Origin of the sequence: Azotobacter beijerinckii (assembly GCF_900110885.1) — a bacterium.
GTDB lineage: Bacteria > Pseudomonadota > Gammaproteobacteria > Pseudomonadales > Pseudomonadaceae > Azotobacter > Azotobacter beijerinckii.
In genome coordinates this window covers 1-12,516 of record NZ_FOFJ01000083.1, presented here as the reverse complement: position 1 = coordinate 12,516, position 12,516 = coordinate 1, and the positions used below count along the sequence as shown (strand labels likewise).

Genomic DNA, 12,516 nt, shown 5'->3' with positions numbered 1-12,516 from the left:
GAACGGCTTCCCGAGGGCTGGGAGGCGTCCCCCTACCACCTGGCGGTGCAGGTCAGAAGCCGTTACGAGGGGATGCTCGTCGCGCTGGCGGTGGAGCACTGGCCCGCCTGGGCCGACGATTCGGCCAGCACACTGGCACAGCGCCTGTTGGCATTGGCACGACAGATCAAGCCCAGCCAGGTGGCGACCAGTAAGCGCGGCCCCAAGGTGGAAAAGCCCAAGGCCTGGGTCGATGCCGCGACGGCTCGCGCCCATGTCTCCACCGACCGCCTCATCAAGGCCTCGAAAAGTAAAAGACCTTGAAAGGGGTGGGGCTAACACCGCCAGCCCGGCGGCTTTCACATTGATCGCGGCGTTAACGTCGCTGTCATGTTCACTTCCCATTCCGGGCAACTCCAGCGGCGAATATCCAGCGGCAGGCGCTCAAGGATATGCCCGCAGCAGGCGCAGCGTTTCGAGCCGGGATACCAGCGGTCGATCTAGACGGTCTGCCGACCGGCCCATTCGCCTTTGTACTGGATCTGGCGCGTCAATTCGCCCCATCCCGCATCGGCAATCGCCTTGCTCAGTTTCGGATTGCGGATCATGTTCTTCACGGCAAGGGTTTCAGCGCAGACCACTTGGTTCTCGTTAATCAGTCTGCGGGACAGCTTGTGCAGTCCGTCCGCTCGGCAATCGGAAATTCTGGCGTGAATACGGGCCACTTTCAGCCGGGCCTTGGCGCGGTTCTTCGAGCCGAGCGTCCAGCCTGCTGGTGGCGGAGGCACTGCTGGAGCGGGACGCTCGACACCTCGTTGAGAAAGGCTGTTTCCGGCAGCTTCTTGATCGCCGTCAGGCGGGCACTCGCCTGCGGGTAACCGACCCTCTTCTGCTCCTGGCAGAAGGCGTCGGTACGCCAGCGAAGCACCGAGTTGTAGACGAAACGCATGCACCCGAACGTCCTGGCAAGCAGTTCCGCTTGTTCGGGAGTCGGGTAGATGCGGTATTGGTAGGCGCGCTTCCTCATGCCTCACAAATGCCACAACACCTGTAAAGATAGCTCTCTCGTAAAGGAGGCAGCGAGAACAGGGGCGAAGGGCTGCTCTCACCGCCGATCTGTCCCTGCTTTCCTCGTGCCGAATGCCGACTCGCACTCCGGTGAAATCCCGGGGCCATCCCGGCCAGCCGTTGCCAATCCGCAAATAGAAGCATGAAAAGAGTCGCGACAATCAGCCTGGCAGGAACGGAAAGACTTCGCTATTACCTGTTATCACTACCCAAAGCAAGAGAAACATAGTGTAACTGCTCTCCATTGCGGAGCCACTCACACAACACCGCCATAGAAAGTGGCCGAATATCTATTTTGTGTACAACCTCTAAGTCTCCATCAAAAAATTGAACCATCATGCTACCCATTATAGATCCTGACATACCCAAGTTCAGCCTTGATTGGACTCGATAAAAATCGTCAGCTGACCTTTTTATTCAGCACCCAAGGAACTAAACAACTGTAAAGCTTTCAACATAGCTCATCGAGCCGCTACAGGGAGCGTTTTCCCTCAGAAGCGTTGATCCATTCAGGTATTGCCACCTGTGGCAGTTAGCTTTCCAATGGAACTGAAGTACGCCAACGAACATGAATAATCACCCCTTGAAAGCATCACCCCGAATTGCCAAAACAGGCGTCGGCATAGGCATGCTTGCTGATTTTTTGGCACATCTTGCCCCAAAAACAGCAGTCCTACCCTTATCCCCCTCATCAATAGGGCGGCGAAGGCCAGTTTGCCGATCACCGAAATAAAACCGAAAGTAAAAGCGCCGCGACTCGGCCTCAGGGAATCAGCCTCGCCTAACTTTGCCGCTTCGGCAAAAACAGCGAACCACAGACTACCCTAGCCGGTCGATACGACGATATCTGGCACCAGGCGGACCTATAACGCCTGCCAGCAACGCATAGTTATTACGAATTACCGGGCAGGCCACCTTCGAAGAGCATTCGAAGCTTACCGCCGCCCCTGACAAGGAATTGTCCGCCCCGAACGGGACGGAATGACAAGTCGCACTGCGACCTGTCATCGCCCAAGGCTGCCCAGGCTTCTTCCCCTGCTTCCCCTTGGAGCGATACCGCAACTACGCAACTTTTCCGCAGCCATTGAATAATGGCTCAGTCGATTTTCCTCAACCATGACGAACGGTCAAACAGGAGAAAGATTTAATGGCGTTCCACTACGAGCACCCCGAGCACCCCGAGCACCCCGAGCATCCCGAGCATCCCGAGCATCCATCCCTCGATGACATTATCGAAATCATCGGCAACCCGCCGGGCCTCGATAATCCGCACGACCTCGGTAATCACCAAGGCCACAGCTTCAGCGTGGAAAACAACAATGCTCTCGAAATACCGGACAGCCTCGACGAGGCGTTCAGCACGGTCGAGCAGACCCTCATCTCCGACAACGATGGCCTGACCAGTTCGAGCGGTGACGACCAGGGCAGCGAAGGCTTCGACACTGTCCAAGCCAGCGAAGGCTTCGATACCGTCCAGGCCAGCGAAGGTCTCGATACCGTCCAGGCCAGCGAAGGCTTCGATACCGTCCAGGCCAGCGAAGGTCTCGATACCGTCCAGGCCAGCGACGGCCTCGATATCGCCGGCATCCAGCAGTTGCTCGACCAGGGCATGTCGCTGACCGATCTCATCGAGAACTTCGTGGGCTCGGCAGAGTTCCAGAACAACGAGCAGAACGATACATTCGCCGAACTGCTCGACATTCTGGAGCAGTCGCCTGACGAAACCGGCGCAACCTATCCGGCCGAGCAGCCTGAAGGCGGCGCAAGCCATGCACCTGCAGATGTCGCCATCGGTATCGTCGGCTCTCCGGAATCGGAAGCAGCGAACCCGGCAGGCAATGTCCATATCATCCCGGGTCACTTGGTCTAAGTCGGCTCTCATTCACTAGCCCGCAAATACTCCGGCCGCAAGGCCGGGGTATTTCTCGACGGATCTTGCGAAAGCTGCGAGGCTCGTCGAGAAATACCGATATTTTTGACTTACAATGATTTCGCGCACTCATGCAACACAAACGTAATTCAAGCCGCATTTGCACAGACGCAGCAGGCGTCTAACTGTCGCAGCGGCAAGCTAAGCGGGCAGAGCAGATTGCAACGTAGTTGCCCAGCATGATTCCAAAAGGCCACTATATTTTATGGCTGCCGCACCGTCTCTTCTTGGCAAACCAAACTGTCATATTCTCGACGCCTGATAAATGACACTAGACGACGCCAAAGCCATCAAGATAGCATTGTCAAAACCTCATGAAAGGAATGGCTTTCCGCACGGAAGCGTTGCCCATCCAGGGGCATAGCTCTCCGTGGCAGTCAGCTTCTCAGCGGAACTGAATTACGCCAGCGAGCATGAACAATCACTCTTTGAAAGTATCGTCCCGGATCGCCGTATTAGACGTCGGCATGTACATTTTCCGCTACGTCTCCGACACATCCGCCCCCAAAAACAGTAGCCTCAGCCTCCACCAAGCCCCCATCGGCAAAGGAGCGGTCGACTTCTTCCCGGCCAGCGGGATCACCCGCAACACCCTTACGGCGCCGGGCGACTGCATTATCGTGCGCATCAAAGGAGCGCAGGCCAGCGTGCTGATCACCGAATACCACCCCGAAGGTGAAAGTGCCGCGATTCAACTCCGAATCGATCAGATCAACACCTCCCCTGCCGGCCCCAAACCTGGCACGACGCAGAAAGCCAACGCCCCGCAACCCGTCAGGCTCAAGCTGCACGGTCATATCGAAACCCGCGGCGATGTCGTCGTCGAGAATGGCTGGCTGGGAGCGCCGAACACGCTACTGCGGCTCGAAGGCTTCTCCGTCGACTGGAAAGACCAGCCCCAGGACGTAAGCCTCGCCTACCTGTGCCGCTCCGGCAAAAACAGCGAACCTCAGATCGCCCTCGCCGGCCAGTTCGTCGGCACCCGGCGCCAGGCGAAACCCATCACGTCCGTCGCCTTCGCCCTCACCGGGCAACGCGCCGCTCATTACGAACTCTCGGGTCAGGCGGTCTTCGGAGGACAACCTCCGCTGACCGTTGCGCCCGACAAGGAATTAACCGGCCCGAACGGGACGGAACAACTCGTCGCCCTGCGACTTGTCATCACACCCAGGGCTGCCCAGGTCTCTCCTCCTGCTTCCCCCTGGAGCGATACCGAAACTACACAAATCTTCCGTAACAGTTAGTAACGGTTCAATCGATTTTCAGAAACCGTGATAAGCGGTTTAAAAGGAGAGCAGTACAATGGCGTTTAACTACGACATTCCAACATCGCCTCAAGAGCTTCTTGAAATACTACAGGGTATTTTGGAAGACAACCCCGGCCTCCCTGATCTCCCCGAGATCCCCGATCTTCCCGATCTCATTGAGATCATCGGGGGCAGCATCAACGTGGCGTCGGGCACTGTGGCTGAAGACGGCACCCTCACCACAACCAATGGTCAGGAAGGAACTACGCCGGACGTACTGTTCGTCGATGTCCCTGGTGAAGCTGGCCAACAGCAATCGATCGTTGTCCCCAACGACATTCAGGGCAACACCCGCCTCTACACGTTCTCCAGCGACGCAGATCTGACGATGGACCTCAACACCATCGAGCGGGCTGTCATTCTCGGCAACGGCAATGACTTCGTCACCGTCGCCGGAGACCACGACACCATTCTGTCCGGCGGCAACGGCAACGACACCCTGATCACCTCGGGCGGCGACGACTGGGTCAGCGGCGACCGCGGCAACGACTCCATCTCGACCGGTGCCGGCAACGACACCATCGTGACCGGCCTCGGCCGCGACACCATCGATGCCGGCGAAGGCTTCGACGTCGTAGAGTTCGGCGGCGACGTCGAGAACTTCCGCTTCTTCGACATCGGACATGGCGATCTGCTTGTACATAACAAGCCGAGCCCCGCCAACTCGGCCGTTATCAGCGACGCCGAATTCCTCCAGTTCAACGACAACGAGAGCATCGTCGTCGTCGGCAACCCGGACGAAGCCAGCGCCATGCGCCTGTACGACGCGCTCTTCGACCGCGATGCCGACGCGGGCGGCGCCCAGTACTGGCTCGACCAGGTCGACAACGGTACATCGTTGACCGACATCGCCAACGGCTTCCTGAGTTCGGCAGAGTTCCAGGACACCAACGGCTCGCTGGATAACGCAGCGTTCGTCGACCTGCTCTACCAGAACGCCTTGGACCGTCCGGCCGACGAGGCCGGCAAAGAGTTCTGGGTCTCGGCGCTCGACAGCGGTGCAACCCAGGCCGAGGTGGTCATCGGCATCGTCGGCTCGGATGAGGCGGCAAATGCCATCGACAATGTCCACATCATTCCTGGCAATCAGGTCTGAGTCGGCTCCCATTAACTAGCCCGTAAATACTCCGGCCGAAAGGCCGGGGTATTTCTCCACGGATTTCTCGGCCTTCGCGAGATCCGTCGAGAAATACCAGTACTTTCAACATTACAGACCTTCTGTACCCATGCCGCCTTCACTCTCCGCGCAGATCCAGAGCCACTTCAAGAAAGGAGATATCGAGTCGGCCCAGGCTGCGCTCGCGCTGGCGCTGCAGACCCCCGGCTATCGCAACGAGGCGCTGATCTGGCAGGGTGTCGCCGCCCTGCGCGAAGGCCGGCAGGCCGATGCCTTCCTGCACCTGGCCAGGGCAAGCGAGCGACTCCCCCAGCGAACCGACCTCAAACTCCTGCTCGGTCGCAGCCTGCAGCAGTCCGGGCAGCACGAACCGGCAGAGGGATTTCTTCGCACGGCCCTGCAACGCTTTCCTGCCGATCCGCCCCTGCGCCGCCTGTACTGGAGTACCCTCCAGACGAGCCGCTCCCACGCCGAGATTGCCGCACAGATCCGCGCACAACTGGCCGACATCCGCGACCCCACCGAACTTCAGCAGGTGCTGCAGATCCTCGCCGACGAGCCGGCGACGGAGTTACTGGTCGGCGTAGTCCGCTACGATGCTGCCCGCAACTTGGTCACCGGCTGGGCCGTCGACCTGAAAAACCCGGAACGCCCCCCCCGCTTTCAACTTGCAACCGGCCAAGGACGCCTCGAATGCCTGGCGAATACCCCAAGCCCGCTGCTCACCCAGGCCGGCTTTCCCGCCACCCATGGCGGCATTCTGGTCCGCCCGCCACAGCCACCCGGCGCGTTGCGAGTGAGCTTCACCACCGGTGCCGAACTCATCGGCAGCCCGCTCGCCGCCGTAGCGCCCTTCACCCCACCGCCGCCGAGCGAACAGGACCCGTCCAGACAACCGGTCGACGTCCTCGTTCCCGTATTCAAGGGCGTCGACATCACCCTGGCCTGCCTCGACAGCCTGCTGCGCCACAAACGCGATAACCGCACGCCGCACCGGATCGTCGTGCTCGACGACGCCTGTCCGGAGCCGCAACTGGCCCAGGCCATCGAGAATCTGGCGCGGCGGGGACGGATCGAACTCGTCCGCCGTCCGGCCAATCTCGGTTTCATCCGCAACATGAACCGCGGCATGGCCCTGCACCCCGAGCGCGACGTGGTCTGGCTCAACGCCGACACCCGGGTGCACGGCGACTGGCTGGACCGTTTGCGTGCCGTGGCCTATCAGGCCAAGGACATCGCCTCGGTCACGCCCTTCACCAACAACGGCGAACTGATGAGCTTTCCCGAAAGCCGCATCGCCCACCCCATGCCCGATCCGCAAGCCCACGCCAGGCTGGATCGGGCTGCGCGCCAGAGCGGCTGCGCGCCCGTCGAACTGGAAGTGGGCTGCGGCTTCTGCTTCTACATCAAGCGCCGGGCGCTCGATGCCGTCGGCTACCTGGACGAAGAGACCCTGCAACGCGGCTACGGCGAGGAAACCGACTGGTGCCTGCGGGCTCGCCGCCTGGGCTGGCGGCATCTGGGCGCCACCAACGTGTTCGTCGCCCATTCGGGCGGCCACTCCTTCGGCCCGGAAAAGGCCCTGCGCGTACACCAGAACAACGCCATCCTGCGCCGCCGCTATCCCGACGCGGAGCGACGCTTCGATACCTTCGTCGCCCGCGATCCGCTGCGCCCGGCACGGGAGACGCTGCAGCAACTGCTCGCGGCGCAGGAACGACCGACCGAAGCGCCCATACCGCTGCCAACCCCGCTGACCGCCTCCCGTCCGCCACTGCCCGGTCGTTGCTGGCTGATCGCCGACCGCCTCGACCGCGCCGAGATCGGCGAACGCTGGCTGAGGTTCGCGCGGCACCTGGCCCGCCAGCAACCGGCGATCACCCTGCTCCTGGCCGAAGACACCCCCTGGGAAACGCAGCTACTGGCTACCGACGGCGTCAGCCGCCTGCCCCGCATCGACGGTCTGGACGCCCGGCAAACCCTGGAACTGTGCGGCACCGTGCTCGCCCTGAGCCTGGATGCCACCCCAGAGACCGTAACGCACTCCCCCTACCATGTCCTGCAGGCAGCACAACGTCATCGGCTGCCGCTGTTCGCCCCGGAGTCGGCCGGTCTCGACCGACTCGGCGCCTTCGGGTTGCACGAACTCCATCCCTACCTGCCCAAAGAAGTTCAGGTCTGATCAATGAGTCTCCCTCTCTCCGACGCCCCGCAACCTCTCGGCGCCATCACCGGCCTTCACGGCGACGTTCTACAGGGCTGGGCACTGGACCCGGACAACCCGGACCTGCGTCTGGCGGTGGAAATCTATCTCGACCATGCCTTCGTCGCGCTCGTTCGCGCCGACCGCCAGCAATCTCTGGATGCGCCGGGCGACGGCTTTCATGGCTTCGCCGTGCAACTGCGCCCGAACTGGCTCGCCAACGCCCGCCATATCGCGGCGCGCATCGCCAACCAGGGCCCCTGGCTGGAAGGCGGCATCGACCTGCCCGCGCCCGCCGCCCAGCAGTCGGTCCCGATTGCCACCCAAGTCTACTACCGAGGCGGACTCAAACTCAAAGGTTGGGCCTGGGACCCGGCAGTCCCGACCCGCCACGTCGCGCTGCAGGTACGCGAAGGCGAGCGGCTCCTGCTCACCGGCACGGCCGACCAACCCCATCCCTCCCTGGTCAACCGTCCCACCAGCGACCATGGCTTCGACCTGGACCTGCCCTGGGAGCTGGCCGACGGCCAGCCGCACGAACTGCACATCGAAACCGACCGAGGGGTGCCGCTGAGCGGTAGCCCGATCCGCCTCTGCCTGCATCCGGAAGGGCTGTCGGTCTTGCTGCAGCGCCATTGGCCCCGGTGCGAGCAAACAAGCGACGATCCCCTGCCCCTGCTCGCCTGCCTGACCAAGGCACAGGAGGAACGCTTCCCCGGCAGCGCCGGCTTCAACCATTACCCGGAGTGGCATGCGCTGTTCCAGCAGCCCCGACCGTTCGAATCTCCCCCCGGCAACGTGCTGGTCTTGCTGCTGGGCGAAGGAAGTGCAGAGGACGAAGCGGCCAGTCACGCCAGTCTCCTGCAGCAGCGACTGCCCACCACGCAGATCCGGACCATCGCCCCCGCCGCGACGGACCTGCTCGAGTCCCTCGCCCAGCACGCTCCCGACGCCCGCCTCGTCGTGCCGCTCTGGCGGGGCGACCGACTCGCCGCCCACGCGCTCGACACCCTTCTCGCCCGCCAGGCCGAATCCGGCGCAGCCTGGGTCTATGCCGATTGCGACCAGGACGGCCACGAGGGCGCACGCAGCAATCCCTGGCTCAAACCCGCCTGGGACGAAACCCTGTTCTACGGCGTGGACATCGTCAGCCCCGGCAGCGCCTTCGCCGGCGACACCCTGCTACGGGCCATCGCCCACCTGCAGCAAACCGGCCAGGTTGCGGCGGACTGGCATCGGCTGCTGGCCAGCGTCGTGGCGGTCCAGGCCGGGCCGGTCACGCACATCCCCCAGGTGCTCTACCATCGCTACGCCGGCGCCCCTGTCAGTCCCCACCAAAGCCTGCCGAGCGCCCAGCGCCAGGCGGCGCTCCACTGGCTGATACAGCAGCGCGCGCCAGGCGCCAGCATCGAACCCGTCGAGGGCTTCCCCGCCTTCAACCGCGTGCGCTGGCCCCTGCCCGCCCAACTACCGCACATCAGCCTGATCGTACCGACCCGCGATCAGCTCGAACTGTTGCGCGCCTGCGTCGAAGGACTGCTCGAAGGCACCGACTATCCAGCGCTCGAAATCATCGTCGTCGACAACGACTCCCGCGAGCCGGCCACCCTCGCCTACCTCGACGACATCGCTCGCCGAAGCGTGCGCGTACTGCGCTACCGGCACCCGTTCAACTACGCCGCCATCAACAACTGGGCGGTGGAACAGGCCCAGGGCAGCATCGTCGGGCTGATCAACAACGACATCGACGTGCTCGAACCCGGCTGGCTGAAGGAAATGCTCAGCCAACTGTTGCGCCCCGGCATCGGGGCCGTAGGCGCCAAACTGCTGTGGCCCAACGGCATGGTCCAGCACGGCGGCGTGGTGGTGGGCGTCAACGGGCTGGCCGCGCACGCCGGCAATCACCTGAACAAGGACGATCCCGGCTATCTCGGCCTCAACCAGCTCGCCCGCGAGCAGAGCGCCGTCACTGCCGCCTGCCTGCTGGTGCGCAAGGCCGACTATCAGCGCCTGGGCGGACTGGACGAACGGCGCTTTCCCGTCACGTTCAACGACGTGGATTTCTGCCTGCGCCTGGGCGAAGCCGGCAAGCGCCTGGTCTGGACGCCGTTCGCCAGGCTCATCCATGCCGAGTCGGCCAGCCGCGGCAAGGAGGACACGCCCTCCAAGAGCGCCCGGGCCGCACGGGAACAAAAGAACTTCATCGAACGCTGGGGCAGTCTGGGACAGGGCGATACCTACTACCACCCCTGCCTCAGCGCCGACTACCTGACAGGCCCCTATGGGGGCCTGGCAATGCCACCACGCCAGAGCACGCCTCGAACGGTCCTGAGGATTGAGACGACCTTCAAATAAATCACAAAAACTGGCGCAGAGACGAGACGTTAGAGGTTTCTACGAGTCTTCGTGGATGCCGGTTGAAGGGGCGCCTCAATAACGAGGTTTGCTTGAGAACAACCGAAATGCCCGTCCTCAGGAAAGCACGACAAATCCTGGGGCGGTAGCGTGCCTGAAAACCTCCCTCGCCTATCCATAGAAAAACTCCGGCAAGGAAACGAAACTCATGGCCAAGGAAGCTGTCCACCGCACAGCGAAGTAAGCCGCAAAGCGTTTTTCCGTCAAACAACGCTGAAGAATGCCGGAGCGATATTTGCCTTCGCCCATCTCGAACGCCCGGCCTGCGCCGCCCAGTGGCCGCACCACGGGTCTGCCAAACTGCACAGAAGAACGCATGAAAATCACTCACGACGACCTCGTCAGCTTCATTCCCAGTCTGCGTCGGCCAGGCACCAAGAGCCTACTGCACGTCGGCTGTGGCAATGCCGGCCCGGAGCGCCTGCCCGAATGCTTCAAGACGCCGGACTGGAAGGAAATCCGGCTGGACATCAACCCGGCCGTCAAACCCAATATCGTCGCCAGCCTCACCGACCTATCCGCCGTAGAAGATGCCAGCATGGACGCCGTGTGGTCGTCGCACAACCTGGAACACCTGGAGGGCTTCGACGTCGAGAAAGCGCTGGCTGAAATCCGCCGCGTACTAAAACCCACCGGTTTTACCCTGATCACCCTGCCCGATCTGAAACAGGTCGCCCAGTTGATCGTCGAAGGCAAGGCCGACCACGTCATATACGTCTCGCCTGCGGGGCCCATTACCCCGCTGGATATGCTGTTCGGTCACCAAGCCTCCCAGGAGCAAGGTAACCGCTACATGGCCCACCGTACCGGCTTTACCGCCGAACTCCTGGGCAAGCAGTTGACCGAGGCAGGATTTGCCGAAGTACGGATCCGCCAAGGAGGTTCGTTCGATCTGTGGGCCGTGGCGTGCGTCACCGCCTGAGACGACGATGACTTGGTGCTGCCTTGGGTCGACCGTCCCCAAGGCAGTATCGACAACCCGACCCGCCACGAACATAGCCAGCTGGCGGGTCCGATGCTCCAGACCCGCCAGCTTGCAGCAGGAAGCGCAAACACCGCTCTCCAAGGAAGGACCGATTAGCCAGCCGTAACCGCAGGAGCTGGCACATCCCGCAGGGTGGGAAATCGCGCCAGCACTTTCCAGCCGCCGTTCTTCTCTCAAACTTGCAAGCACGCTCGATCCAAAAGCTAGACAGCCCCCGCTGGCTCCGTCGGCCGCTGCCGACAATTTCCCTCATCGTTATCCCACTGACAGAGAAATTATGAAAACCCTGTGCATTACCGGCAGCGTTCAGAGCCGTCTCGACCCGTTTGCAGAAAACCTCGGCAAAGCAGGGGCCTCGGCTGCACGCCCCACCACCCGCGACCAGGAAATGACGATTGCCGCCTGGCATCGAAAAGTGCTCGCCACCCAAAAGGATCATGCATCCGTCCCCTCGACATCGGCCCCCGGACACGTGTGGGAACAACTTGTCGGCGAGATTTTCCTTGCCAACCATAATCAGCCACTCTGGTACTGGGCCGACACCGGCAGCACTCTGCTCCTCGACTTCTGGTTCAACTTCGATCCCAACACCTTTTTCCTGCTCCTGCATACCTCCCCCCATGAAGCACTGATGGATGCCATCGAGCATGGGGCGGATACGCTTGAAGTTCTGCAGAACGCTCTGGACGATTGGTACCAACGCACCCGGCAGATGCTGCGCTTCCATCTCCGGCACCCCACCCGCAGCATTCTGCTCGACAGCAACGACGCCCTCGGACAACCAGACGCCTACATCGACGTCCTGGCCCAACGCTGGCAGTTGCCGCTGGAAACAATCGAGATCGAACAGACTTGGCAGAACGATCCGCACCACCTGACGTTCTATCTGGTCGACAAAGTCCTGCAGAACCAACCTCAAGCGCTCGCACTGCACCACGAAGTACAAGCCAGTCTTTTCCTCATCAACGACAGCAAAGCGCCAGCATCGAAACCCGAACTGGGCGATGTGGTCTCCGACTATTTAGAGGCACGACGCCTCCTCCAGACCGGACAAGCCGACAACGACACCCTGCGCCAGACCCTGAAAGCTGCCCAATCGCAACTTGCCGATAGCAACTTGGCGCTACAGGATCGACAGGCAAAACTCGTCAACCTTGAAACAGATCACCGGCACCTTCAGGCACAGAGCGAACAATACCTGCAAGAGCTCTCCGAAATCCGAAGCGGCCTCGAGAACTCCGACCAGGAAAACCGGCTTTTGCTCGAGCAATTGCGTCATACGCTGGAAAATCTCGAAAAACTTGCCCAAGAAGACCGACACAAGAGTCAGCAGCTCACTGAGCTCAATGTAGAAAGAAACACACTGCTGAGCCAGATCGATCTTTTTGCCAAGGAGAAAACCGCCCTCGCCGCCGTGCACGACGAACAGGCCAGGCTCGCCAACGAACGCAAGACTCAGATCGATACACTATCCAAGGAAAAAGCCGGACTTGTTGCCGCTCGCGACGCCCT

The 12,516-nt window shown here is 61.6% G+C and carries 10 protein-coding genes and 1 pseudogene; 8 read left to right on the top strand and 3 right to left on the bottom strand.

The window, feature by feature from the left end; genetic code table 11:
* Positions 1-303, top strand: a pseudogene (locus tag BMY22_RS24505) (IS4 family transposase); the annotation flags it as partial.
* A gap of 176 nt (positions 304-479) precedes the next feature.
* Here BMY22_RS24505 and BMY22_RS25060 read toward each other — a convergent pair.
* Complete coding sequence (locus tag BMY22_RS25060; RefSeq protein ID WP_244158952.1) at positions 480-704, bottom strand: transposase; 225 nt, start codon at positions 702-704, stop codon at positions 480-482.
* Between the two features lie 2 nt (positions 705-706).
* A complete protein-coding gene (locus BMY22_RS25055) occupies positions 707-1,006 on the bottom strand; it encodes a helix-turn-helix domain-containing protein (RefSeq protein ID WP_244158951.1) in 300 nt (99 codons plus the stop codon).
* Positions 1,007-2,194: 1,188 nt separating this feature from the next.
* Between BMY22_RS25055 and BMY22_RS21100 the strand changes: the two genes are divergently transcribed.
* The 5 genes from BMY22_RS21100 to BMY22_RS21080 all read left to right on the top strand — a co-directional run bounded on the left by BMY22_RS21100 (position 2,195) and on the right by BMY22_RS21080 (position 9,959).
* Complete coding sequence (locus BMY22_RS21100) at positions 2,195-2,917, top strand: hypothetical protein (RefSeq protein ID WP_090625212.1); 723 nt, start codon at positions 2,195-2,197, stop codon at positions 2,915-2,917.
* 473 nt (positions 2,918-3,390) lie between these two features.
* Positions 3,391-4,221 carry a hypothetical protein gene (locus BMY22_RS21095; protein WP_090625210.1) on the top strand — a complete coding sequence of 277 codons (831 nt, stop codon included), beginning with the start codon at positions 3,391-3,393 and terminating at the stop codon, positions 4,219-4,221.
* Between the two features lie 58 nt (positions 4,222-4,279).
* Complete coding sequence (locus BMY22_RS24500) at positions 4,280-5,380, top strand: DUF4214 domain-containing protein (RefSeq protein WP_090625209.1); 1,101 nt, start codon at positions 4,280-4,282, stop codon at positions 5,378-5,380.
* 130 nt (positions 5,381-5,510) lie between these two features.
* Complete coding sequence (locus BMY22_RS21085; protein ID WP_090625207.1) at positions 5,511-7,583, top strand: glycosyltransferase family 2 protein; 2,073 nt, start codon at positions 5,511-5,513, stop codon at positions 7,581-7,583.
* Between the two features lie 3 nt (positions 7,584-7,586).
* On the top strand, positions 7,587-9,959 hold the full coding sequence (locus BMY22_RS21080) for a glycosyltransferase family 2 protein (protein WP_090625206.1): 2,373 nt from the start codon (positions 7,587-7,589) through the stop codon (positions 9,957-9,959).
* 171 nt (positions 9,960-10,130) lie between these two features.
* Here BMY22_RS21080 and BMY22_RS24035 read toward each other — a convergent pair whose 3' ends face one another.
* Positions 10,131-10,346, bottom strand: coding sequence for a hypothetical protein (locus BMY22_RS24035; RefSeq protein WP_139204409.1), 216 nt, complete (start codon positions 10,344-10,346; stop codon positions 10,131-10,133).
* Here BMY22_RS24035 and BMY22_RS21075 point away from each other — a divergent pair.
* Both BMY22_RS21075 and BMY22_RS21070 read left to right on the top strand, forming a co-directional pair.
* Complete coding sequence (locus tag BMY22_RS21075) at positions 10,336-10,941, top strand: class I SAM-dependent methyltransferase (RefSeq protein ID WP_090625204.1); 606 nt, start codon at positions 10,336-10,338, stop codon at positions 10,939-10,941. The two genes, BMY22_RS24035 and BMY22_RS21075, sit on opposite strands and share 11 nt — an antisense overlap.
* Before the next feature lie 340 nt (positions 10,942-11,281).
* On the top strand, positions 11,282-12,516 hold a 1,235-nt coding region (locus tag BMY22_RS21070; RefSeq protein WP_143068581.1), incomplete at its 3' end, for a hypothetical protein.

What these genes read in the sequence shown, in the direction of transcription:
- BMY22_RS25055 (WP_244158951.1), bottom strand. Translation starts at nt 1,006, where the DNA reads ATGAGGAAGCGCGCCTACCAATACCGCATCTACCCGACTCCCGAACAA.
- BMY22_RS21100 (WP_090625212.1), top strand. Translation starts at nt 2,195, where the DNA reads ATGGCGTTCCACTACGAGCACCCCGAGCACCCCGAGCACCCCGAGCAT.
- BMY22_RS21095 (WP_090625210.1), top strand. Translation starts at nt 3,391, where the DNA reads ATGAACAATCACTCTTTGAAAGTATCGTCCCGGATCGCCGTATTAGAC.
- BMY22_RS24500 (WP_090625209.1), top strand. Translation starts at nt 4,280, where the DNA reads ATGGCGTTTAACTACGACATTCCAACATCGCCTCAAGAGCTTCTTGAA.
- BMY22_RS21085 (WP_090625207.1), top strand. Translation starts at nt 5,511, where the DNA reads ATGCCGCCTTCACTCTCCGCGCAGATCCAGAGCCACTTCAAGAAAGGA.
- BMY22_RS21080 (WP_090625206.1), top strand. Translation starts at nt 7,587, where the DNA reads ATGAGTCTCCCTCTCTCCGACGCCCCGCAACCTCTCGGCGCCATCACC.
- BMY22_RS21075 (WP_090625204.1), top strand. Translation starts at nt 10,336, where the DNA reads ATGAAAATCACTCACGACGACCTCGTCAGCTTCATTCCCAGTCTGCGT.